This is a genomic window from Nonomuraea deserti, assembly GCF_004348685.1.
GTDB lineage: Bacteria > Actinomycetota > Actinomycetes > Streptosporangiales > Streptosporangiaceae > Nonomuraea > Nonomuraea deserti.
This window is the reverse complement of sequence record NZ_SMKO01000004.1, coordinates 65,651-88,021: the sequence shown is the minus strand read 5'-3', so window position 1 is coordinate 88,021 and position 22,371 is coordinate 65,651. Positions and strand designations below refer to the sequence as shown.

Here is a 22,371-nt window from a genome sequence, read left to right as displayed (position 1 = left end):
TCGAAATTATAGGCGGTGGTAGGCCACCAGCGCGAACGCGGCGATCGCGCAGGCGGCGGCCACCGCGCCCATCACCCAGCCATAACCTGCGGCCTGGGCGAGGGCGACCGCGCCGAGCGGGGCCAGCGCCTTGTCAGTGACGGAGAAGACGGCGATGCGGCCGGCCAGCGAGGCGTAGGCGGCGGTGCCGTAGCGGCCGACCAGCAGGTGCGGCAGGGTGATGGAGGCGATGCCGAAGCCGAGCCCGAACAGCAGCACCGCGCCGATCGCGCCCGCCATGCTACGCCCGACCAGCGGCAGGAGGAGGGCGGCCACGCCTTGCAGGGCGAAGATGGCGGCGGCGATGTAGGCAGCGGGCAGCCGGGTCTGCAGGCCTGTGGTGACCAGTCGGCCGGTCACCGACAGCACGCCCAGCAGCCCGGCCAACGTGGCGGCCAGCACGGGTGGGTGGCCCAGATGGATCAGGTAGGTGATGAGCAGGACCGCCACGGTGGCGACCGCGCCGCCGTTGGCGGTGAAGGCGATCACCAGCAGCCAGAACGGCCGCCGGCGGGTGGCCGCCCTGACGATGGCGGCTCGCTCCTGCGCCGCGGCGGACGCCTGCGTCCTCGCCGTACGGGCGCGGCGGCGCAATACGAGGGCGTGCAGCGGGATCGCCGCCGTCCCGTAGATCAGGGCCAGGATCGCCAGCGCCGTACGCCAGCCGTACCGGTCGACGAGGACGCCGGTGAGCGGCAGGAAGATCGAGGAGGCGAACCCGGCCACGATGGTGAGCGCCAGCAGCCCTTTCGCCCGACCGCGCTCGTTGCCGGCGTAGAGGGAGACGATGACCGCGAACGCCGCCTCGTACAACACCATGGAGCAGGCGACGCCGATGGCGGCGAACACCGCGTACAACTGCGGCAGGCTCTCGACCCTGGACCAGGCCAGCACAGCCACGGTGCCCAGCAACGACCCGGCGGTCATCAGGGCGCGCCCGCCCCGGGTGTCCAGCAAGCGGCCGACCAGCGGCGCGCACAGGGCCGCGATCAGGATGGACAGAGTGAGCGCCGCGGCGATCTGGGCGTTGGTGGCACGCAGGTCGCGCGCCATCGGGGCGAGGAAGACGGAGAAGGCGTAGTAGAGCACGCCGTAGCCGATGGTCTGGGTGACGGCCAGCGCGGCCACCACCTGTCGGCCCTGCCGGTTGCGCGACGGAACAAGGCCCCCGATGGCGGGGACGGCGCTGTCGGCTCTGGCGCTCACGCGCGCTCGCTGGAGCAGGAGATGAGCCCCCGCCCGCTGGCGTTCGTCACCCATGCGCCATCTGCGGTTTCGGTGATGAAGCCTTGGGCTTGCAGGCGCCAGGTGAGCGTGCCGGCCATGCGGGCGATCGCCCTGGCGTAGCCGGGGTTGGTGCTCGGCCGCCGGACCTGGAGCAGATGGCGGCCCAGTTGCTCGGTCCCCAGCCGGCCGTGGCCACAGATGAGGCGCAGCGCCTCTCTCTGGGCGGCGGTGGGGTATCCGTCGGACATCGTTAGTGTTCCCTTCAGCCGCAGCAGCCGCCGCCGGACTCCGCCGAGGCGGTGGCGCCGACCGTAGCGAGCGGGAGAGGGGTGGACAGCAGGCCGCCGCTGATGCCGGTGGCCAGGCCGACGCGCTGCTCCTGGGCGTCGGCGAGGTTGGAGGAGCACACGCCGGTCTCGGGCAGGTCGAGCTGGACGTCGCGGGCGGCCTCCCAGTCTCCGGCCAAGGCGGCGATGACGGAGCGAACCTGCTCATATCCGGTGGCCATGAGGAACGTGGGGGCGCGGCCGTAGCTTTTGACGCCGACGGCGTAGTAGCCGGGCTCGGGGTGCGCGAGCTCGTCCACGCCGTGGGCGGGGACGGTGCCGCAGGAGTGCTGGTTGGGATCGATCAGCGGGGCCAGGGCGCGGGTGGAGCCGAGCACCGGGTCGAGGTCGAGCCGGAGTTCGGCGGCGATGGAGTGGTCGGGGCGGTAGCCGGTGGCCGACACGATCCGGTCCACGGTGACGCTCTGCTCGTGCCCGGACGGGTCGCGGCTGACCACCTCGACGCCCTGGTCGGTGGCGTTCACGCGGTGGGCGAAGAAGCCGGTCAGCAGCTGGATGCGGCCGGATTCGACGTGGGCACGCAGGCGCGTGCCCAGCGCCCCGCGGGCCGGGAGCGCGTCGGCGTCGCCGCCCCCGTAGGTGCGGCTCGCGCTGCCACCGCGGATCGCCCAGGTGATCGGCGTGTCCGGCAGCTCGGCCAGGGCCAGCAGGGTGGTGGCGGCCGAGTGCCCTGCCCCGACCACCAGCGTGTGCTTGCCCTCGTAGCGGTCACGGTCCGCGCCGAGCACGTCGGGCAGGGCGTGGTCGACGAACACCTCGTGCTCGCCGTGGGCGGGCAGGCCGCTCGCGCCGAGCACGTTCGGACTGGTGTAGGTGCCGGACGCGTCGACGATCGCGCGCGCCTGCAGCTCTTCGCCGCTCTCCAGGCGGATCAGGAACGGCACCTCCTCGCGGCCTGCCGTGCGCACCCGGTCGTAGCCGAGGCGGCTGATCGCGGTGACCTTCACGCCGAGGAGCACCCTGTCGTTGAACAGCTTGGCCAATGGGGCGAGGTAGTCATCGATGAGCTCGGCGCCGGTGGGTAGCCACTCACCGTCCGGAGCGGTCCAGCCGTCGGCCTCCAGCAGGCGGCGGGCGGCGGCGTCGATGTTGTACTTCCACGGGCTGAACACGCGCACATGTCCCCACTGCGCGACCGAGGCGGCGACCTGGTCGCCGGCCTCCAAGAGCAGGAAATCGATGCCGCGCTCGGCCAGATGGGCGGCGGCGGCCAGGCCGACCGGGCCGGCGCCGATCACGACGACCGGCAGCGCGCCGGTCTGCCCGGGGGCGGTCTGCTGAGAGGTGGTGAACGGCTCGATCTCGATGGCGGTGGTGCCACAGCAACTGTCACTCATGACTTGCTCTCCAGGTGGGCGGGTGGGTTAGCGGTGCGACAGGGTGAAGGTGCGGGCGCGCTCGACGGCGGCGCTGGCGCGGCAGGCGGTGTCGCACACCTGAGCGGACCTCTCGTCGAAGGTGACGCCCGAGGTGGGCGAGGCAGTCCGGCGCAGGCGGGTGAACAGAGCGCGCATCGCGCACCTCCTGAATAGAAGGCCATCTAAGTAGAAGCCATCATGCGCCACTGCTTAGAGGTTTGTCAAATTAGCCGAGTATCGAAGCAGCTGGTCAGGGACCGGCTTGGGTGGTGGCGTCCCGCACGTGAGCGGCCAGCGGGCCGACGACGTAGGCGGCATCCCTCCTAACGCCGCGCAACGTGTTGGAGGCGAACGAGCGCTGGAAATCCAGCTCTGAGCGCCCCCGGACTGGAGGTCACCCTCGGACGCCGAGCTCACCCTTCCAGGCCGTGACGGTAGGCATAGGTAACAGCCTGGGCGCGGTCTCGCAGGCCCGCCTTGGCGAACAGGTTGTTGATGTGTGTCTTGACGGTGGCCGCCGAGATGAACAGCTCACCGGCGATCTCCGCGTTGGACTTGCCCGCCGCGATCAGCCGCAGTACCTCGGCCTCGCGCGGAGTCAGGCCGTCGGGGGAATCGCTGGATCGGTGGGCCCGCCCGGCGACCTCCTCGGCCAGTCGCCGCTGCACCTCGGGATCGAAGTGCGCCTGCCCACCGGACACGGTGGCGATGGCCCTGGCCAGGGTCTCGGCGTCGGTGTCCTTGGTCAGGTAGCCGCGTGCCCCGGCGCGCAGCGCGGCGAACACCGATTCGTCGTCGGAGTAGGTCGTCAGCACCACCACCTGGATGCCGGGATGGCAGGCGCGGATCCTGCGGGTCGCCTCCACTCCGTCCATCCTGGGCATCCGCAGGTCCATCAGCACCACGTCGGGGGTTTCCGAAGCGGCCAGCCGTACCGCCTGCTCGCCGTCGGCGGCCGTGCCCGCGACCTCCACATCGGGCAGCAAGGCGAGCAGCAGCACCAAGCCTTCCCTGACCACGGTCTGGTCGTCGGCCACCAGCACCCGCACGGTCACGACGCCGCCCCCGCGGGCAGCCGCAGCAGGACACGGAAGCCGTCGCCCTCCGGGCCGGTGGTGAGCGAGCCGCCGAGCAGCTCGGCGCGTTCCCGCATGCCGACCAGGCCGTAACCGGCGCCGTCCTGCGCCGGCGCCGCGCCGCCGTCGTCGCGGACCTTCAGCTCGCACCAGCCGCCGAGGTTGCGCAAGGTGACCGTGACCGCCGCGCCGGGCGCGTGTTTGCGCACGTTGGTCAGTGCCTCCTGCGCCGTGCGGGCCACCGCCAGGCGGGCGCCGGCGGGCAGGGCGGAAACGTCGCCGCTGACCTCCACCTCACACAGCGCGCCGCCGGCCGAACGGTGCTCCACGGCCAGCCGTTCCAGGAGTTCCAACAGCCGTATGTCCTGGCCGCGCAGCGCCTCCAAGGCCCGCTTGGTCTCCTCCAGGCCGCTGCGGGCCAGCCGTACGGCGCGGTTGACCCGATCCAGGGCGGTGGGCACGTCGCCGCGCTCCAGTAACAGCCGCGCACCCTCCAGGTGGACGATCTGCGCCGACTGGGCATGGGCCAGGATGTCGTGGATCTCCCTGGCCAGGTGGGCGCGCTCGGCCTGGGCGGACTCGCGGGCCCGCGACTCGGCCAACTCCCTGCTCAGCGTGAGCTGGCGCAGCAGGAAGGCCAGGATTGCGCTGTAGCAGAGCCCCATCGTGGTTCCGAATGTCTCCGGGACGGGCAAACGGAGCAGAAGCGACACCAGGGTTGTCCCGCCGATGTCAGCGGCCACGAACGCCGCCGCCCACCTCAGCGGCAGCCGGTACGGTGCGGCGTAGACGACCACATACAGCACCGCGAGGCCGCTGTAGGGGGCCACGGCGTGCATCGCCAGGCCGCCCACCAGGGCCAGCGGCAGCAGATGGCCGGGGCCGGAAAGCACCGCACCGCGCACGCACACGGCGAAAGTGATCGCTGAGAGCACAAGCACCCCGACCCCGACAGCCCAGCCTGGCCTCGGCCACGCGTTCACCACGGCGGACACCGACCCGACCAGCAGGTACGACACCACCAGGGCGCGGAACGCCGCGCGAACGAGGGGACGGCGCAGGAGGGACACACTGGCAACGGTAGCCACACCCCGCGGGCGGAGCCATCCACCCCACGGTGGAGACCGCCATATCCACCCACGCGGCCATGAATCTCCCGCCCGCCACAGGCCACGCTCCGTACCATGGCAACAGCGATAACCGTCAACAACCTGAGCAAGTCGTTCGGCGCGGTCCGCGCGGTCGACGAGGTGTCATTCACCGTCGAGCCGGGCGCGGTCACCGCCTTCCTCGGACCCAACGGCGCGGGGAAGACGACCACCCTGCGTATGATCCTCGGGCTGGTCGCCCCCACAGCGGGCACGGCGATGATCGGGCGCACGCCATACATCCAGCTGACCAGCCCGATCACCAAAGTCGGCGCGGTACTGGAAGCGACCGCCTTCCACCCCGGCCTGTCCGCCCGCGCTCACCTCGACGTGCTGCGCACGGCCGCCGGCCTGGCACCGGCCCGCGTGGACCTGGTCCTGGACCAGGTCGATCTGACCCGTGCGGCCGACCGCAAGATCGGCGGCTTCTCCCTCGGCATGCGCCAGCGGCTGGCGATCGCCAGCGCGCTGCTCGGCGACCCGGAGATTCTCATCCTCGACGAACCCGCCAACGGGCTGGACCCCCGGGGGATCGCATGGCTGCGCGGGTTCCTGCGCGCCTACGCGCACGAAGGGCGGGCCGTCCTGGTGTCCACGCACGTGCTGGCCGAGATCGAGCGCATCGCCGGCCGTGCTCTGATCATCTCGGCCGGTCGGCTGGTACGGCAGGCGGAGCTCACCCCCGACTCCACAGACCTGGAAAACCTCTACCTGGAGGCGACCCGATGATTCGCAACCCGCTCGTTCGTGCCGAGTTGGTCAAGGCACGCGCAAGCCGTACCGGCCCGGCCCTCGCCGTGATCGCGCCCATCACCTGCGTGCTGTGGGCGACCCTGCAGGCCCTGGTCTTCGACGGCCTCGATGCGCTGCCTGCGGCCTCGCGGGTAGAGAACGTCTACGCCATGGCCCAGCAGGCGTACGTGTTCACGCTGATCCTCGGGGTGCTCGCGATGACCGGCGAGTACCGTCACCAGACGATCACCTGGACGTTCCTGACCACTCCGGTCAGGAGCCGGGTGGTGACCGCCAAGCTGGTGGCCTGGGGGCTCGTCGGACTGGCCGTCGCGTGCGTGTCGGCACTTGCCACGCTGGTTTCGGGGGCGGCGCTGCTTGCCGTGCGCGGGCTGCCGGTGCTGACCCCCGGCGTTCCGCTCGTCCTGCTCGGCGCGGTGCTGAGCACGACAGCGTACGCGCTGCTGGGCGTGGGGCTCGGCGCGCTCATCCGCAACCAGGCGGTGGCGCTGGTCGTGGCCCTGCTGTGGTTCATGTACGGGGACTACCTGCTCTCGTCGCTGGCGCCTGACATCGGGCGCTGGCTGCCCACGGGCGCGGCCCGCGCGCTGAGCGGCATGCACATGCAGGCCGGAGCGCTCCTACCGGCCTGGGCCGGGGGACTGCTGTTCGTCGCCTACGTCGCCGCAACCGTCCTCGCGGCCCGGCTGGTCACTCTGCGCCGCGACGTCACCTGAACACGCACCAGCCTGTCCGAGCCGGACCGCCGCACCGCCTGCGACAAGCGCCACATCGACAGCCATCCCGAGCGGGCAACCACAGGAGCCTGAACCGCCGAGACTCGCAGCGCGCACACGAGTGCGGGCATCCGTGCAGGCGACTCCTGAAGGTGACGCGCGCTGCCGACGGGCCGCCGGGGCGTTCGCCGCCCTGCCGAGTTCATCCGCTAGCCGATCGAGGGCACGCAGAAGGGCCTGGCCTCGGCGCATGCGCGACACCGTATGCCGACCGTACGTCGGAACTTACTTTGTAAAGGCGGTCGGAGCGTAAAAGCTATCCCCATGACACCTTAAAGGCACGGGCTGCGCCCGTACGTTCTCCAACAACCACAACGACCTCTCTGACGTTGGCGCCCCCTCCTACAGGATCCAGGAGCCGATCGGGGCTGCGGCGTGGATCTTCGGAGAAGCTCGGCCGCGCCTGTCGCCTGGCGGGTGAGCCGCGGGTGTCTAGGTAACGTCGACCGCCGTGCGCGACCACTGCTGGTTGGTGCCGGTGTTGCACGGATACTGCTTGAGGATCACGCCGTCCGCGGTCGATGCGGACGGTACGTCCACGCATTTGCTGCTGTGTCGTGCCCGGAGCTGGAAGTAGCTGCCGTTGGCGACCATCTGGAACTGCTGGTTGGTGCCGGTGCCACAGGTGTACTGGATGAGCTCGGCACCGTCGGCGGTTGAAGCGCTCACCACGTCGAGGCACTTTCCGCTGTGGCGGCTGATGATGCGCCAGTAGCCGCTGCCGGCGTCCTGGAACTGCCACTGCTGCCACGCGTTGCCGCCGTACGTGTACTGGCCGACGCGCGCACCGTTGTCGGTGTTCGGTTGTTGGACGTCCATGGCCTTGCCGCTGTGGCGCACGTTGATCCTGTAGGTGGAGTCGCCGCCGATCGTGTCGCCCCAGGCATACCGGATCCGGTCAGCGCCGGAGGTGTTGCGGACGGTCAAGTTGAGATTGGTGCCGCTGCCGCTCAGGGCGTACATCGAGTACCAGTCGTAGCCGATGTCGCCCGGCTTGCCGCCGAGGGCGGGCCAGTAGGTGCCGCCCATTTGGTTGTCACGCATGACCTGGGCCATGGCGCGGATGTGGCGCACGAAGTTGTCGGTGCTGTTCGCGTCGCCGTAGTTGAGGCCGGTGGACATCGGCGCGCCGAACTCGGTGGCGACCGCGCGGGAGGCGCAGTTGCCCAGACGCGTGTGAATGTGGCTTCGGAAGGCGTCGTAGGTCATCGCGTCGTAGAAGAAGGCGTAGTGGTGGAAGGACAGCAGCGTCGAGTTGAAGCGGCTGTCGTTGCAGAGGTCCCGCAGGTCCTGGCTGTAGCCGGTGCCGCCGATGAGCACCCGGCCGGGCACTGCCGAGGTGTGATAGCTGAGCCAGTTCGCTGCGACGTTGCGCCATTCCGCCGATGTGTAGCCGTGCGGCTCGTTCATCGGTTCGAAGTAGACGTTGCTGTTCGAGCCGTACGTGTTGGTCACGCTGGACCACATCGTGTTCCATGCGGCGATGTTGGTGATCTTGCCGCCGGAGGCGGCGCCGTCCTCCCAGTAGGCGAGGATGACCTTGAATCCGCGGGCGGTGGCGGCGTCAATGGCGCCGCGGTAGGCGTTCCACCAGGTCGTGTTGGCCACGGTGTGGGTGTTGATAGGCAGTCGGACGGTGTTGATCCCCATGGTGGAGGCCATGTCGTCGTAGAGGGCGTTGGCCTTGGCCCGTACTGTCGCGTTGCTGTCGGACTGGCGGAGGCCCTGGACGACGAGCGTGCCGGTGCTGAAGTTGTCACCCAGCACGGCCCAGTTCATGCCTCGGAATTGGCGGGTGGCGGCATTGGCCGGCGACTCGGAGACGAGGAGGCTTGCCGTTGCGGTGAGCGCGGTCACCACAAGGGCGATCAGAAATCGGCGCGACGAGTGGGTGCTCGGCGACGGTCCTGATGGGTAATTGTCAGACGCCGTGGTCAGTGTCATGGAATGTCCAATCACTAGATTCAGGTTCCTGGGTCGAACCCTCACTTGCGGACGTCATGTTGCTGATGCAGTGTCCGGGCCGTGCGCATCGTGCTGCTCCATCAGCAGGAGCGGCGGCTGTGGGACATGCTCAGTTCGGACACGTAGAGCACGCCGTTGACGAAGTTGTCTCGCCAGTCCGCCCGGTTCACGCCTTCGGACTGGTTGGTGGCCACCTGTGACTCAAAACTGGGTGCGGCTCCACTGCTTGCGTCACGGGTCAGTTCATTCACCAATGGAATGGTAGCGCTAACATTCATGCTGGTCCGTCCGGAAGGGCGTTGGATGATGGCCGGTGCGCCAAACGTTCAACCCGTTATGCATGGGGAGGCAGTCAGTTACGTCGGCGTCAAATCAGTGTGTTCGCTCACATCGAGTCGGTCAATACCCACTCGTTCGTGAATGGTTGATCTTCAGGGCGGCAGGGGGCGACGGGGTCGAAGTTTTCGCCCGAAGCTCGCCGACGGACCGGGAAATGAGCAAGCGGTCGACGATGTCATGGCCTGCGGGCGGCGGTATTGTCAGCGCGACGCCGGGCGTCAATGGCCGTCGCGGCCGGGATCGGCCTTCACCGCCTGGTGCGCCGAGCTGCCCGTGTCGACGATCGGTGTCGTGTCGTCAGACAAGGCAAGAGCGAAGTAGATCAGGGAGATCCTTCTACCGGCCGAGCTTTATGCGCGCATACTCCTGCACGGGGCATGGAGCGCATTTTCCGGGAAAGGACAGAGCGGACCGGCCGTACGAGTGCGCCGGCCGACGCAAGGCAACCGACCGTCCAAGGCGAGGAAAAGCACATGGATCCGACACAGCAGGAGACCGGCAGTGTCACCGGAACCAAGGACAAGGACTACAACCTGATCTGGTTCGTCGAGCAGTGCCTGAGCAACGTGCTGCGGCTGGAGAACTACATCGCCGACGCCGAGCGAGCCGGAGATGGAGAGCTGACCGAGTTCTTCCGCCGTGCTCAGGCCGAAAGTCGCAAGGGAGCCGAGCAGGGCAAGGACTTCCTGCGCCGACGACTGGCAGGATGACGCCGCGAGGTGCCGTACGGAAACGCATCAGGCGAACTCGCGGCGGTTTCTCTGCCGTTCTCGACTTCGGCGACCTCCAAGACGGCCAGAGCCCGGCCGCGCTGTCACGGAGGAATACTGGAGTCGGCGATGTCTGATTTTCGTCCGAGTGGAATCACCCGCCCGGCCTGACCGCCGCCGGGCGCCGGGCGGGCCGGAACGGCCGTCCCCCCGAACGACCGCTCCGGCTCTTTTCTCTTGCCCCGGGCTGGGTGCGGGAACTGGCGACGTTGAAATTGTTTCGCCGGATCGGCCTTATGGCGATTCGTGGCTGAAAGCCGCAGCCTCCTGGATCTCCCCGGGGTACGAGCCTCGGAGTTGCTCGGCATCCGACAGCGCGACGTCGACCCCGGCCGGCAACTGGTCAGCGTGGTGCCGCGACGCCCGCCGTGTGGCCGACTCCGGCCGGGCCGAGCTGCTCGGCTGCGCCCCGCTGGCCGACGCCACAGTGCTGCACCGGCGGCGTACGTGCCGGGCGACGTCGAGCTGGCACGGTGGGTGTTGGGGTTGGCCGTGCGCGGGGTGGCCAGGAAGGCATCGGCAGCCGCGGCGAGCGTGACGTGCCCGCCGCGCGGAGCGGAGACCTTCGGCGCGGCCGCCGTCGGAGTCCAGCCGTCCGCGCAGGCGATCCGTACCTGGGTGCGCCAGGCCGACGCGCTCAAGGCCGCCGCGCCGCCGCTGAACGTGACCGCGGTGGCGGAGACCCGGTGCGCCGGCCACCGCGTGACGGTCACGGTCCGCGGCAGCCCCGCCCCACGAGCGGTCCCTATATCCGGGACCAACGCTGGTTGGCCGCGCCGGTGCAGGTCCAGATCTGGAGCTTGGTGCCGTTGGCCGTGGCGTTGCCGGCCACGTCCAGGCATTTGTTCGCGCCGACGGCGGTGATGCTGCCGTCGGTGTTGAAGCGCCATTTCTGGTTGCTCTGACCGTTGCAGTCCCACGTGATGACGGCGGTGCCGTCGGCGGTGCCGGCGTTGTTGACGTCCAGGCACTTGGTGCCGTAGACGCGTAGTTCCCCAGCGGTGGTGGAGGTCCACTGCTGATTGTCCTGGTCGTGGCAGTCCCAGATCACCACTGGGGTGCCGTTGGCTTGGGAGGCGCCGTTCACGTCGAGGCACCTGCCGGAGCCGGCCCCCTGGATGCGGGTGGTCGGCGGGGTGGCGGTGCCGCCGCTGACCCGGAACACGGCGGTGCCGTGGGACGGGACGCTCGCCGAGATGCTTCCGGTCGTCGTGGTGACGGCGTTCGTCCAGGCGTCACGGAGCGTGAACGTGCCGCCGGTCAGGCCGATCGCGGATGCGGTGGTGCTGATCGTGGTGGTGCTGCCGCCCTGGTTGAAGAGCGCGACCGCGACGTCGCCGTTGCTCAGCCGCTTGGCCAGAACGCGGCGGGTTCCGTCGTTGCTGATCTGGATGGCTTGGAGGCCGAGCGGGTCCTGGTTGACGGCGATCAGATTCCGGTTCTTCATGATCGTCGCGGTCGCGTTGCCCATGTTCCGGACGTCGTTCCCGGCGATCAGGGGGGCCGCCATGATGGCCCAGAGGGCGAAGTGGCTGCGCATCTCGGTGTCGTTCATGCCGCCCCGGCCGACGACCATCATGTCGGGGTCGTTGAACTGCCCCGGCCTGGCGTTGCCCGCGAGAGGGACGTTGACGTCGACGATGTTCTGGATGCCCATCGGGTAGCCGTTGGTCTGACCCGTGTTCCAGGCGTTGGTGATGTCCTCGGTCGTGCGCCAGATGTTGGCGACGTCGCCCCAACTCGCTGCGGGCCGGTCTTGTCGTGAATGCTGTTGGGATTGATGCTGTAGAGGATCGGCCGGCCGGTCGCCGCCAGCGCGTCCCGCATCTTCGCGAAGGTGCGCACCTGATCGTCTATGGTGCCGGTGGGTGAGCACCAGTCGTACTTGAGATAGTCGACACCCCAGGCGGCGAACTGGCGGGCGTCCTGGACCTCGTGCCCCAGGCTGCCGGTCGCGCCCGGGTAGGCGCCGAAGTACTGGGCGCAGGTCCGGTCCAGCGGCGCCTGGTAGAGGCCGAACTTCAGGCCCCTGGCGTGCAGGTAGTCGCCGAGCGCCTTCATGCCGCCCGGGAACCGGGACGGGTTGGCCTGGAGGTTTCCGGCCGGGTCGCGGTCGGGATCGAACCAGCAGTCGTCGACCACGACGTACTGGTATCCCAGGTCGCGCATGCCGGAGCTGACGAGCGCGTCGGCCGTCTGCTTGATCAGCGTTTCGTTGATGTCGCAGCCGAAGGTGTTCCAGGTGTTCCACCCCATCGGCGGGGTACGGCCCACGCCGTTGTCCAGCGCCTGCGCTGGCAGGGGCGAGCCGACCGCGGCGGCCCCCGCCGTCAGGGCCAGCATCACGGTCAGGACGAGGGAGAAGGGCGTTCGTTTCCTGCTCATCGATGTCTCTCCTCAATGGGTCGGAGGTGGGCTCGGGGGACGGACCGCGGTCCGTCCCCCGACCCCGGCGGTCAGGCGCAGGTGATCGCCGGGGGTGGCCGCGCCGCCGCCAGCGGTGAAGCCGAGGGTGGTGCTCGCGCCGGCCGCGAGCGAGCCGTTCCACGACTCGTTGCGGACCGTCACGTTCCGCCGGAGCCGGAGCGCACGCCGCCCCAGATCTGGGTGATGCTCTGCGTCCCCGGCCAGGCCCAGCTGGCGGTACAGCCGGTGATCGACAAGTCGCCCGCACGCACGGTCGCCTCACCCTGGAACCCGCCCTGCCAGGTCAGGAGGGGCCGTCGCCGAAGGCAACACCCTTGACCTTGAGGTAGTCGCCGTTCTCGATGAAGCCCACGTTCATGCCGCCCTCGACAGACGGTTCGGTCTCGACCCGGGAGGCCCAGGCGACTGCTGCTGGTTCTGGTTGTTGCGGGCCCAGTGGGTGATGCGGCCGCCGTCAGCGGTCGAGAGGTTGTGGACGTCCAGGACCTTGCCGCTGTTGCGGTTGACCAGGACGTACCAGGCGTTGGTGCCGACCGTCGCGGCCGACGCCTGGGGGATGAGTGACACGCCCACGAACAGCAGGGACGCGAGAACCGCGAGCACGCGTCTCACAGGAACCTCCAGACGGTGAGTTAGCGCAAACAACTCGTCGAAGCCTATTGTTAGCGCTAACAATAGGCGGTACGGGGCTACACGGGCCTCCTCGGGTGAGGGCGTTGTCGCGGAGTACATCCGACGGTCGACCTGGCGTCAACGCGGGGAGCTCCTGCCGACCCCGGCGCTGCCGCCGGAACGCCTTCTCGCCTGGATTTTCGTTTCCATGGAGATCACGACGCACCGCCCGTGCATGTGAAAGTTTCACAGAAGTCACCCCTGCCAACAGATAACTTGCGAGAGATTCGAAGTTAAGTTGCCGAGGGTCGTACCCGCGTCGGTGTGCCGGCTCTGCCCATGCGGCGGGTCCTATTAGTCGCCGAGACCGGTTCGTGCTCTTTCGCTCAGACCGGTCCGGACGGCGCCGTGCCGTTCCTGACCTCGCGAAAGGAGCGCATCGGTGGAGCGCGCGGCACCTTCCGCATCGAAAGCGGCACCGGGCCGCGGTCGCCGTGCGAACGGGTTCGATCTTGGTTAAGTTTCTTCCGGCGAACGGTTGACGAGCCGCGTCAGGGGCCTTTACTTTCCTCCAGGAAGTCGGCCGAAACATCGTTCACCACCACCTCCCGTCACAGAGGACCACGGACGAGAGCCGTACCTGGGCGGAAGCACTCCCCATCGCCGATGTCGCCCGCGGCCCCTGAGCCGACGGGCCAGAGGGCGCGGATCAGCGCCGGCAGCCGAAGGAGTAGACATGACGCATGGTCCGAACGACCCCGGAAGCAGGGACCGAACGCGGCTGAGCCGGAGAAGCGCGCTGGCCGCCATGGGGCCCCTGCCGGTCATCGCCGCCGTGACGCGGGCCTCGCCCGCAGCGGCGTTCGCGGCGGCCGCCACGGCGGTCATCGATCCGTCGGCCCGGCGGCAGACGATCCGCGGCTTCGGCGGCATGGCCCACGCGGCCTGGATCGGCGACCTGACGGCCGCCCAGCGCGACACGGCGTTCGGCACCGGAGAGGGCCGCCTGGGGTTCTCCGTGCTGCGCATCCCCGTCCCCGAGAACCAGGCGGACTGGAGCCGCGACCTGGCCACGGCGCGGCGCGCGGCCGAGCTCGGGGCGACCGTCATCGCGTCGCCGTGGAATCCGCCCGCCCACATGGTCGAGACCTTCGTCCGCGGCAGCCAGACCAACGCCAGACGCCTGCGGTACGACATGTACGGCGCCTATGCCCGGCACCTGAACGACTTCACCGCGCACCTGCGGAACAACGGGGTCACCCTGTACGGCATCTCGGTGCAGAACGAGCCCGACTACGCGCACGAGTGGACGTGGTGGACCCCCGCCGAGATGGTCCGCTTCCTGCGGGAGAACGCCGGCCCGATCAGCACCAGGGTGATCGCGCCCGAATCCTTCCAGTACCTGAAGAACATGTCGGACCCGATCCTGAACGACTCCGCGGCGCTCGCCAACGTGGACATCATCGGGGCCCACCTCTACGGCACGCCGTACGCGAATTTTCCCTACCCCCTCTTCAAGCAGAAGGGCGCGGGCAAGGAGCTCTGGATGACCGAGGTGTACCACCCCAACAGCAGCGACTCGGCGGATCTCTGGCCGCAGGCGCTCGACGTGGGGCGGCACCTCCACCACGCGATGGTGGACGCCGAGTTCCAGGCGTACGTCTGGTGGTACATCCGGCGCGGTTACGGCCCCATGCGGGAGGACGGCCAGATCAGCAAGCGGGGCGCTTGCATGGCGCACTTCGCCAGGTTCGTCCGCCCCGGATACGTGCGCGTCGAGGCCACGGCGAACCCGGCGTCGAACGTCTACGTCTCGGCGTACCGGGGCGGTGACTCCACGGTCGTCATCGTCGCCGTCAACAAGGCGACCTCCGAGGTGAGCCAGCAGTTCGCCCTGGCGAACGTCACCGCGTCCAGCGTCTCGTCCTGGCTGACGGACGCGAGCAGGAACGTCGCTCCCCAGGGCGCGACCGGCGTGTCGAACGGCTCCTTCACCGCCACGCTCCCCGCCCGCAGCGTGACCACCTTCGTGACCGGGTGACCGGCACTCCCGGCGGGATCGGCGCCTGGTACGTCCTGGTCAGTCGCAACAGCAACAAGGCCCTGCACGTCCAGGGCGCCTCCACCACCGACGGCGCCAACATCGTCCGGTACGACGACTGGAACGGCGCCAACCAGCAATGACAGCTCGTCCGAGCCGGCTGACAGGCCGCGCCACTCGCACGCCTGCGCCGGCCGCGACCCTCTAGGGAACGAGAAGCGACATGTCCGATTTATCGCGAAGGCAAGTACTGAGATTCGGCACGGTCGGTGCCGGAGCCGCGATGTTGCCGCTGTCCTGGACGGCTGCCGCCCGGGCCGCCTCGGCGCCTCCTGCGGAGGTGCGCGCCGCGAACGACCTGGCCCTGTGGTACGACGAGAGCGCCGGCACGGACTGGCTGAGAGCGCTGCCGATCGGCAACGGCCGCCTGGGCGCCATGGTGTTCGGCAACGCCGACACCGAGCGGCTGCAGCTCAACGAGGATACCGTCTGGGCGGGCGGGCCCTACGACCAGAGCAACCCCCGGGGGGCGGCGGCGCTGGGGCAGATCCGGCAACTGGTCTTCCAGAACCAGTGGAACCAGGCCCAGACCCTGATCGACCAGAACATGCGCGGCACCCCGGTCGGCCAACTGGCCTACCAGACCGTCGGCGACCTGCGCCTCACCTTCGGCAGCACCGCCGGCGTCTCGGAGTACAACCGTTACCTGGACCTCACCACGGCCACCACGGCCGTGTCCTACCTGCAGAACGGCGTGCGGTACCGGCGCGAGGCGCTGGCGAGCGCCCCGGACCAGGTGATCGCCATCCGCCTGACCGCCGACAGGCCCGGCTCGATCACGTTCTCCGCGACGTTCGCCAGCCCGCAGCGGACGACGCGCACCAGCCTGGACGGGACCACCGTGGCGCTCGACGGCATCTCGGGCGACATGGAAGGCGTGGCCGGCTCCGTCAGGTTCCTCGCCCTGGCCCGGGCCGTCGCCGAGGGCGGCAGCGTCAGCAGTTCCGGCGGCACGCTGCAGGTGCGCAACGCTGACAGCGTGACGGTGCTGATCTCCATCGGCTCCAGCTACCTCAGCTTCCGCGACGTCAGCGGCGACTACCAGGGCATCGCCCGGCGCCATCTCGACGCCGCGGCCGGCAGGGCGTACGACGACCTGCGCAGCCGGCACGTCGCCGACTACCAGCGGCTGTTCCGGCGCACGACGCTCGACCTCGGCCGCACCGCGGCCGCCGACCAACCGACCGACGTGCGGATCGCGCAGCACGCGAGCACCGACGACCCGCAGTTCGCCGCGCTGCTGTTCCAGTTCGGACGCTACTTGCTGATCTCCTCCTCGCGGCCGGGCACCCAACCGGCCAACCTGCAGGGCATCTGGAACGATTCGCTGACGCCGGCGTGGGACTCCAAATACACCATCAACGCCAACCTGCCGATGAACTACTGGCCGGCCGACACCACGAACCTGGCGGAATGCTACGAGCCGGTGTTCACGATGATCAACGACCTCACGGTCAGCGGCGCCCGCACGGCCCGGGTGCAGTACAACGCCGGCGGCTGGGTGACCCACCACAACACCGACGCATGGCGGGGGACGTCGGTCGTGGACGGCGCGTTCTGGGGCATGTGGCAGACCGGCGGCGCGTGGCTGGCCACCCTCGTCTGGGACCACTACACCTTCACCGGCGACCTTGAGTTCCTCCGGCAGTACTACCCGGCCATGAAGGGCGCCGCGCAGTTCTTCCTCGAGACCCTCGTCGAGGAGCCGAGCCTGCGCTATCTGGTCACGAACCCGTCGAACTCGCCGGAACTGGCGCACCACTCGGGCGTCAGCGTCTGCGCCGGCCCCACGATGGACAACCAGATCCTGCGTGACCTGTTCAACGGCTGCGCCCAGGCCGCTCAGGCGCTCGGCACCGACGCCGACTTCCGGACGCGGGTCCTGGCCGCCCGGGACCGGCTCCCCCCGATGAGGACCGGCTCTCGCGGCAACATACAGGAGTGGCTGTACGACTGGATCGAGCCCGAGACCGACCACCGGCACGTCTCCCACCTCTACGGCCTGCACCCCAGCAACCAGATCACCAGACGCGGCACCCCGGCGCTGTACACCGCCGCCCGGCGCACCCTCGAACTGCGCGGCGACGACGGCACCGGATGGTCGCTCGCCTGGAAGATCAACTACTGGGCGCGCCTGGAGGAGGGCAGCCGGGCGCACGCGCTGCTCCGCCTCCTGGTACGCACGGACCGGCTCGCGCCGAACATGTTCGACCTGCATCCCCCGTTCCAGATCGACGGCAACTTCGGCGCCACGTCCGGCGTCGCCGAGATGCTGCTGCAGAGCCACACCGGAGAGCTGCACGTGCTGCCGGCCCTGCCGGCGGCCTGGCCGAACGGCAAGGTGCAAGGTCTCCGGGGACGCGGCGGCTACACCGTGGACATGACCTGGAGCTCCGGCGCGGCCACCGAAGTCCTCATCACCTTCGACCGCAGCGCGACGATCAACGTCCGCAGCCGCTCGTTCACCGGAACCCTCCAGGTGACCGACACCACGTCCGGCGGCACCGTCACCGTCACCAGACCCCAGCCGGACGTCATCACCCTGACCGGCCAGGCCGGCCGCACCTACCGCACCACGGTGTCCGCCTCACCGACCACCTACGTCCGCATCGCCAACGTCACCACCGGCCTCCTCCTGGACAGCGGCGGCAATGTCGCCTCCGGCTCGGTGCTCAAGCAGTGGACCTACGACGGCAGCACCAATCTGCAGTGGCAGCTTCTGGACCTGGGCGGCGGCTGGTACCGCATCGTCAACCGCACCAACGGCATGGTCATCGACAGCTGGGGCAGCACCGCGAACGGCGCGAACGCACGGCAGGCCGGCTGGAACGGCGGCAACAACCAGCAGTGGCGCCTCAACGCCGTGGCCAACGGGCGCTATCAGATCATCAACCGGGGCACGGGGACCGCTCTGGACGGGATGGGCAACAGCACCGCCGGCTCCACCGTGGCGATGTGGGCGCCGAACACCAGCACCAACAATCAATGGACCATCACCTCGATGTGACGGCTGCTTTCGGCAAGCCAACGCGGGATTAGGGGATCACCGCGAGGTGGTCCGGCTCATGAGTTCAGCGATTAGGCGGTCAGGCGCGGATCCACTCGGCCGGCTCTTATGCGGGGATGCCGGGACGAAGCGGTGCGCGGCGTTCTTCCGGTCGAATATCCAGGCTTCTTGGTGCATTTTCCGGGGCCACGATGTCAGCGCTCACTCGTTCCGCCTCAATCGGTTCTCGTTTCTTTCTGGCGGCTGATGGCGATGGTGCAGCGGAGCAAATCCGACGCGACAAGAGCTGTCAAGGCTCGGTCTGCTCGACGTCCAACGCGCCCGCCCGAGCGGGCGTGGCCGCCCCTCCGTCTGACCAGGACAAGCCGCCGCGGCCACCGCGGATCCGTGGCGATCAAACTCTCACGCCGGTGCACCGGAGACGGTCGTGCTACCGCTGCAGGCGTACGGGGTCGGCCGTTCCGCTGCGGCGCACGATCCAGGCCTCGGTGATGTGCTGGAACATCGCCTTGGCGGCGCCCTCCGGATCGTGGGCGGCGATGCGCTCGTAGATGCGGCGGTGGCCGAGGTTCGACGCCACGCACAGGGCCCGCTCGGTCCGGCCCAGGTAGCGGGCGGTGTTGACGACTTGGCCTTCCAGTGACCGCACGACGGCACGCGCGATGCGGTTGTCCGACGCCCGCATGATCGTGTCGTGGAAGGCGCGGTCGCTCTCGGCGTACGTGACCGGGTCGTCCACGAGCCCGTCCATCTGATCCACCAGGGCGCGCAGCCGATCGATGGTGTCGGGCCCGGCCAGACGGGCGGCGACGTTGGCCATGTCGGACTCCAGCACGCGCCGCGTGACGACGAGGTCGTCGAGGATCGCCAGGCTCTCGTCCTCGGCGATGGTCGCGGTGAGGACGAGCTCGTCGAGCATGTCCCACGTCGCCGGCGGGGTCACCATGGTGCCGGAGCCCTGGCGGACCTGCACCAGCCCCTTCTCCTGCAGGATCTTCACGGCCTCTCGCACGACGGTGCGGCTCACGGAGAACGCCTCGCACAATGCGGGCTCGGGGGGCAACGAGGTCCCCGGCGGGTGCACCCCGCGCACGATGCGCTCCACCAGCTCGGCCGTCACCGCTCTGGCGAGACTCGCCGGGCGGCGTACCCAGGCGGGTTGCGCCGGGACACTGCCGGCTGTTTCCTGCGATGCCGTCATATCGCCTCCGGTGACCTGGCAAGCAGTCTACGCGACACCCTCTTGCCGTCAGACGTCATACGAATTACGTTTGGGCGCAGTCGGCCGGATCCGGCGGCCACTCCCCGGAAGCGGGCAACGATGAAGCAGCGAGCGTTATGGTCGGCTTTGGTGGTCGCGGCACTGGCCGTGGCGGGCTGTGGGAGCGCCACCCGGACGGAGTCCCCGTCCGGAGGAGCGCAGCAGAAGCTCGTGGTGTGGGACTGGAAGTCCGGTGAACCGGTCGCCGCGGCCTACATCGAGCAGGCCAAGGCGGACTTCGCCAAGCGGCACCCGGGAGTAACCGTCGAGTTCGTCGCCCAGCCGTTCGACCAGTACTACACCCTGCTCGGCACCGCGATCCAGGCTGGCAAGGGGCCCGACGTCATGCTCTTCAACGGAGGGGGGCAGATCCGCGACCGGGCCGACGCGCTCCTCCCGCTGGACCAGTACGTGGCCGAGGACAGGAGCCGGCTGGCGGGCTGGGACGCGTTCAGCAAGGACGGCAAGGTCTACGCCGCGCCGGTGACCCTGCAGGGGCACCCGATCTACTACAACAAGGCGCTCTACGAGCAGGCCGGCCTCGACCCGGCCGCGCCGCCCAAGACCTGGAGCGAGTTCGTCAGCGGCTGCGCCGCCATCAAGAAGGCGACCGGGGCCACCTGCTTCGCGCTCGGCAACAAGGAGGGCTTCGGCATCCAGTTCTTCCTGTCGGGCCTCGGGTCCGGCGTCCTCACACCCCAGGAGTACGACGACTGGATCGCCGGCAAGCGCGACTGGACCTCTCCTGGCGTGAAGCGGATCTTCGAGCTGTGGAAGGACGCCGGCGACAAAGGGTTGAACAACGACGGCGCCAACTCCACCGCGATGTTCAGCGACGTGTTCCGGGTCTTCCAGACCGGTAAGGCCGCTCACATCATCGGCCTGATGTCGGACATCGGGCACTGGAACGACTTCAAGGAGTTCCTGCCGCCCGACAAGATCGGCGTCATGCAGGCTCCGGTCGTCACCGACGGGGCCGCCCCGAGCCTCCCGTACGACGGCGGCATCGGCTACGCGGTCGCGAAGTGGACGAAGGCCCCTTACCTGGCCGCCGATCTGGTGCGGTCCCTGACCTCGACCGACGCTCTGACGGCGTTCTACGGCAAGGCCGGCGCGATCGCGTCCGACACGACGATTGACGTCTCGCAGGCCGGCCCGGCCGTCGCCACGATCGCCTCCGAGATCAAGACCGGCAAGCCCGCCCTGCACGTGGCGCTGTCCTCCAAGACTCTCGACGTGATGGGCAGGCTGTCCCAGCAGCTCCTGAGCGGGTCGACCACCGTGGACAAGGCTCTGGAGCAGCTGGCCGCCTCCGACCGGAAGGGCTGACGGCGTGCGGATCGCAGGGCCGTCGTCGTCCGCCCGCCCGGCCGACCCGGGGCGGGCCGGGGAAGCGGGCGTCAAACGGCGAGATGTCCGGGCGGCGACCCGGCCGTTCACCCGCAAGGCCCGGCGGTTCCCCCGCCAGGCGCGCGCCGAGCGCCTGGCACCCTACGTCCTGGTCGCCCCGGCCGTACTGATCATCGCGGCGCTGCGGCTGTGGCCGCTGGCCCTGGGCGTCAACTTCTCCTTCACCGGCGACGGCGAACTCAACGGCACCCCCGTCGGGCCGGCCAACTACCTGGAGCTGGCCGGCGACCCGCTGTTCCACATCTCGCTGCGCAACGTCGGGCTCCTGGTGCTGCTGCTGCCCCTGGCGGTGGCGATTCCTGGCCTGCTCGCGACCTTCATCTACCTGCGCGTGCCGGGTCATCGGGTCTACCGCAGCGTCTACTTCTTCCCGGCCGTGCTCTCCCCGGTGATCGTCGGCGCGATCTTCAACCTCATGCTCGGGTACGACGGCCCGTTGAACTCCCTCTTGGGGGCGATCGGCGCCGGCCCCGTCGACTGGCTCGGCGATCCGGGCATCGCCATGTTCACGGTCGTCGGCGTGCACGTCTGGGCGACGTTCGGGATGGCCCTGGTGGTGTTCCTCGCGGGCTTCAGCACCCTGGACTCCTCGCTGCTGGACGCCGCCCGCGTGGACGGCGCGTCGCTTCGCCAGACCATCTGGCACGTGATCATCCCGAGCCTGACCCGCACCATCCAGTTCGTGTTCGTGACGACGATGATCGGAATGCTGACGTCCATGTTCGGCCTGCTCTTCGTCATGACCAGCGGAGGCCCGGAGGGGGCCACCTACCTGCCGGAGTACTACATATGGCACCAGCAGGGACAGATGAACCGGCCGGCGCTCGCCTCGGCCGCCTCGACGGTGCTCTTCGTCGTCATGCTCGTGGTGGGGCTCCTGCAGATCACGCTGCTCCGTCGCGCGGGAAGGCAGGACTGATGCCCGGGGCACGCCTGGCCAGGTGGGCGGCCGCCGTTCCGATGGCCGGTCTCGCGCTGGCGACGATCTATCCACTCGTGTTCACCGCCAACGTCGCGATGAAGACCCGTCGCGACTACATCCTCGACCGGTTCTCCCCGGCGGGTTCCCTGCGCTGGGACAACCTCGCCGAGGCGTGGACCGGCGCCGGGATGGCGCGGTACTTCGTCAACTCGCTCGTCGTCGTCACCTGCGCCGTGGCGCTGCTGCTCCTGCTGGGGTCGATGGCGGGCTTCGCGCTGGCCCAGCTGCGGTTCCGCGGGTCCTCGGTGATCTTCCTGGGCTGTCTCGCGGGGCTGTTCATCCCGTTCCAGGTGATCATGGTCCCGCTCACCCGGGTCATGGCCGACAGCGGGCTCATCGACACCTATCCGGGACTGATCCTGGCCTACGTCGCCCAGTACCTCCCCTTCACCGTCTTCCTGATGACGAGCCATTACCGGACCATCCCGGCGGAGATCGTCGACGCGGCCAGGATCGACGGCAACACGGTGTACGGCGTTTACCGGCGGATCATGCTTCCGCTGGGCGTGCCGGCACTGCTGTCGGTCGGCATCCTCGACGCCCTGTTCTGCTGGAACGACGTGCTCATCGCCCTGCTCATGATGCCGTCGCCGGAACATCGCACCCTCATGATCGGGGTCAACGCGCTGCGCGGGCAATACTCCGACGACATTCCCACTTTCGCCTCGGGTGTCCTGATAGCCGCGGTACCTGTGCTGATGATCTATCTGTTCCTCCAGCGGCAGATCGCTGACGGTGTCACCGCTGGTTCCACGAAAGGCTGACATGCGGAT

Annotated in this window: 21 protein-coding genes and 1 pseudogene; 9 read left to right on the top strand and 13 right to left on the bottom strand. The window is 69.1% G+C overall.

Annotated features, from left to right (window positions below; genetic code table 11):
* Positions 1 to 6: 6 nt before the first annotated feature.
* From E1292_RS03030 to E1292_RS03005, 6 genes are all read right to left on the bottom strand, one after another.
* The gene (locus E1292_RS03030; RefSeq protein ID WP_132591732.1) at positions 7 to 1,245 is read right to left on the bottom strand and encodes an MFS transporter; all 1,239 of its coding nucleotides are present in this window, start codon (positions 1,243 to 1,245) and stop codon (positions 7 to 9) included.
* The gene (locus E1292_RS03025; RefSeq protein WP_132591730.1) at positions 1,242 to 1,514 is read right to left on the bottom strand and encodes a hypothetical protein; all 273 of its coding nucleotides are present in this window, start codon (positions 1,512 to 1,514) and stop codon (positions 1,242 to 1,244) included. Before E1292_RS03025 ends, E1292_RS03030 begins: the two co-directional genes overlap by 4 nt.
* Before the next feature lie 14 nt (positions 1,515 to 1,528).
* The gene (locus E1292_RS03020; RefSeq protein ID WP_132591728.1) at positions 1,529 to 2,950 is read right to left on the bottom strand and encodes an FAD-dependent oxidoreductase; all 1,422 of its coding nucleotides are present in this window, start codon (positions 2,948 to 2,950) and stop codon (positions 1,529 to 1,531) included.
* Between the two features lie 27 nt (positions 2,951 to 2,977).
* On the bottom strand, positions 2,978 to 3,127 hold the full coding sequence (locus E1292_RS50800) for a hypothetical protein (RefSeq protein WP_165974336.1): 150 nt from the start codon (positions 3,125 to 3,127) through the stop codon (positions 2,978 to 2,980).
* A 257-nt stretch (positions 3,128 to 3,384) separates the two neighbouring features.
* Positions 3,385 to 4,026, bottom strand: a complete 642-nt coding sequence (locus E1292_RS03010) for a response regulator (protein WP_132591726.1) — start codon at positions 4,024 to 4,026, stop codon at positions 3,385 to 3,387.
* Entirely contained in the window at positions 4,023 to 5,117 is a 1,095-nt protein-coding gene (locus tag E1292_RS03005; RefSeq protein WP_132591724.1) for a sensor histidine kinase, read from the bottom strand. Before E1292_RS03005 ends, E1292_RS03010 begins: the two co-directional genes overlap by 4 nt.
* Before the next feature lie 114 nt (positions 5,118 to 5,231).
* Here E1292_RS03005 and E1292_RS03000 point away from each other — a divergent pair, with 114 nt between their 5' ends.
* Both E1292_RS03000 and E1292_RS02995 read left to right on the top strand, forming a co-directional pair.
* Positions 5,232 to 5,924, top strand: coding sequence for an ABC transporter ATP-binding protein (locus E1292_RS03000; protein ID WP_132591722.1), 693 nt, complete (start codon positions 5,232 to 5,234; stop codon positions 5,922 to 5,924).
* Complete coding sequence (locus E1292_RS02995) at positions 5,921 to 6,664, top strand: ABC transporter permease (protein WP_132591720.1); 744 nt, start codon at positions 5,921 to 5,923, stop codon at positions 6,662 to 6,664. Before E1292_RS03000 ends, E1292_RS02995 begins: the two co-directional genes overlap by 4 nt.
* 492 nt (positions 6,665 to 7,156) lie before the next feature.
* On the opposite strand, the gene E1292_RS02990 is transcribed toward E1292_RS02995, so the two are convergent.
* Together E1292_RS02990 and E1292_RS50795 are read right to left on the bottom strand one after the other, a co-directional pair.
* On the bottom strand, positions 7,157 to 8,668 hold the full coding sequence (locus tag E1292_RS02990) for an RICIN domain-containing protein (protein WP_132591718.1): 1,512 nt from the start codon (positions 8,666 to 8,668) through the stop codon (positions 7,157 to 7,159).
* Between the two features lie 101 nt (positions 8,669 to 8,769).
* Positions 8,770 to 8,940 carry a hypothetical protein gene (locus tag E1292_RS50795; protein ID WP_165974335.1) on the bottom strand — a complete coding sequence of 57 codons (171 nt, stop codon included), beginning with the start codon at positions 8,938 to 8,940 and terminating at the stop codon, positions 8,770 to 8,772.
* 561 nt (positions 8,941 to 9,501) lie between these two features.
* Between E1292_RS50795 and E1292_RS02985 the strand changes: the two genes are divergently transcribed.
* Positions 9,502 to 9,738: a hypothetical protein gene (locus tag E1292_RS02985; RefSeq protein WP_132591716.1), complete on the top strand. Its 237-nt coding sequence runs from the start codon at positions 9,502 to 9,504 to the stop codon at positions 9,736 to 9,738.
* Between the two features lie 805 nt (positions 9,739 to 10,543).
* Here the strand turns inward: E1292_RS02985 and E1292_RS55375 are convergent.
* From E1292_RS55375 to E1292_RS02965, 4 genes and pseudogenes are all read right to left on the bottom strand, one after another.
* Entirely contained in the window at positions 10,544 to 10,963 is a 420-nt protein-coding gene (locus E1292_RS55375) for an RICIN domain-containing protein (RefSeq protein ID WP_342775598.1), read from the bottom strand.
* Positions 10,964 to 11,011: 48 nt separating this feature from the next.
* Positions 11,012 to 11,479, bottom strand: a pseudogene (locus E1292_RS55370) (alpha-amylase family protein); the annotation flags it as partial.
* A complete protein-coding gene (locus tag E1292_RS53395; RefSeq protein WP_281283999.1) occupies positions 11,374 to 12,054 on the bottom strand; it encodes a glycoside hydrolase family 27 protein in 681 nt (226 codons plus the stop codon). The gene E1292_RS53395 and the pseudogene E1292_RS55370, both read right to left, overlap by 106 nt.
* A gap of 525 nt (positions 12,055 to 12,579) precedes the next feature.
* Positions 12,580 to 12,837 (bottom strand): RICIN domain-containing protein, encoded by a 258-nt coding sequence (locus E1292_RS02965; protein ID WP_246089887.1) that lies wholly within the window; start codon positions 12,835 to 12,837, stop codon positions 12,580 to 12,582.
* Between the two features lie 736 nt (positions 12,838 to 13,573).
* On the opposite strand from E1292_RS02965, the gene xynC reads away from it, so the two are divergent.
* The 3 genes from xynC (at position 13,574) to E1292_RS02950 (ending at position 17,945) form a co-directional block, all read left to right on the top strand.
* Entirely contained in the window at positions 13,574 to 14,878 is a 1,305-nt protein-coding gene (gene xynC, locus E1292_RS02960) for a glucuronoarabinoxylan endo-1,4-beta-xylanase XynC (protein ID WP_132591712.1), read from the top strand.
* Positions 14,875 to 15,021, top strand: coding sequence for an RICIN domain-containing protein (locus E1292_RS53390; protein WP_246089886.1), 147 nt, complete (start codon positions 14,875 to 14,877; stop codon positions 15,019 to 15,021). Before xynC ends, E1292_RS53390 begins: the two co-directional genes overlap by 4 nt.
* A 140-nt stretch (positions 15,022 to 15,161) precedes the next feature.
* Positions 15,162 to 17,945: a glycosyl hydrolase family 95 catalytic domain-containing protein gene (locus E1292_RS02950; protein WP_246089885.1), complete on the top strand. Its 2,784-nt coding sequence runs from the start codon at positions 15,162 to 15,164 to the stop codon at positions 17,943 to 17,945.
* Between the two features lie 430 nt (positions 17,946 to 18,375).
* Here E1292_RS02950 and E1292_RS02945 read toward each other — a convergent pair whose 3' ends face one another.
* A complete protein-coding gene (locus E1292_RS02945; protein WP_132591706.1) occupies positions 18,376 to 19,146 on the bottom strand; it encodes a FadR/GntR family transcriptional regulator in 771 nt (256 codons plus the stop codon).
* 150 nt (positions 19,147 to 19,296) lie between these two features.
* Here E1292_RS02945 and E1292_RS02940 point away from each other — a divergent pair, with 150 nt between their 5' ends.
* The 3 genes from E1292_RS02940 to E1292_RS02930 are packed head-to-tail and all read left to right on the top strand — an operon-like array spanning position 19,297 to position 22,362.
* Complete coding sequence (locus tag E1292_RS02940; RefSeq protein WP_220446634.1) at positions 19,297 to 20,535, top strand: ABC transporter substrate-binding protein; 1,239 nt, start codon at positions 19,297 to 19,299, stop codon at positions 20,533 to 20,535.
* A 4-nt stretch (positions 20,536 to 20,539) separates the two neighbouring features.
* Entirely contained in the window at positions 20,540 to 21,535 is a 996-nt protein-coding gene (locus tag E1292_RS02935) for a carbohydrate ABC transporter permease (protein ID WP_220446633.1), read from the top strand.
* Positions 21,535 to 22,362 carry a carbohydrate ABC transporter permease gene (locus tag E1292_RS02930; RefSeq protein WP_132591702.1) on the top strand — a complete coding sequence of 276 codons (828 nt, stop codon included), beginning with the start codon at positions 21,535 to 21,537 and terminating at the stop codon, positions 22,360 to 22,362. Before E1292_RS02935 ends, E1292_RS02930 begins: the two co-directional genes overlap by 1 nt.
* Positions 22,363 to 22,371 lie beyond the last annotated feature (9 nt).

Excerpts from the sequence above, each read along its gene's own strand:
- E1292_RS50800 (WP_165974336.1), bottom strand. The coding sequence starts at position 3,127 with ATGCGCGCTCTGTTCACCCGCCTGCGCCGGACTGCCTCGCCCACCTCG.
- E1292_RS03020 (WP_132591728.1), bottom strand. The coding sequence starts at position 2,950 with ATGAGTGACAGTTGCTGTGGCACCACCGCCATCGAGATCGAGCCGTTC.
- E1292_RS02995 (WP_132591720.1), top strand. The coding sequence starts at position 5,921 with ATGATTCGCAACCCGCTCGTTCGTGCCGAGTTGGTCAAGGCACGCGCA.
- E1292_RS02985 (WP_132591716.1), top strand. The coding sequence starts at position 9,502 with ATGGATCCGACACAGCAGGAGACCGGCAGTGTCACCGGAACCAAGGAC.
- E1292_RS02945 (WP_132591706.1), bottom strand. The coding sequence starts at position 19,146 with ATGACGGCATCGCAGGAAACAGCCGGCAGTGTCCCGGCGCAACCCGCC.
- E1292_RS02990 (WP_132591718.1), bottom strand. The coding sequence starts at position 8,668 with ATGACACTGACCACGGCGTCTGACAATTACCCATCAGGACCGTCGCCG.
- E1292_RS02950 (WP_246089885.1), top strand. The coding sequence starts at position 15,162 with ATGTTGCCGCTGTCCTGGACGGCTGCCGCCCGGGCCGCCTCGGCGCCT.
- E1292_RS03000 (WP_132591722.1), top strand. The coding sequence starts at position 5,232 with ATGGCAACAGCGATAACCGTCAACAACCTGAGCAAGTCGTTCGGCGCG.
- E1292_RS02930 (WP_132591702.1), top strand. The coding sequence starts at position 21,535 with ATGCCCGGGGCACGCCTGGCCAGGTGGGCGGCCGCCGTTCCGATGGCC.
- E1292_RS03025 (WP_132591730.1), bottom strand. The coding sequence starts at position 1,514 with ATGTCCGACGGATACCCCACCGCCGCCCAGAGAGAGGCGCTGCGCCTC.
- E1292_RS53395 (WP_281283999.1), bottom strand. The coding sequence starts at position 12,054 with ATGGGGTGGAACACCTGGAACACCTTCGGCTGCGACATCAACGAAACG.
- xynC (WP_132591712.1), top strand. The coding sequence starts at position 13,574 with ATGACGCATGGTCCGAACGACCCCGGAAGCAGGGACCGAACGCGGCTG.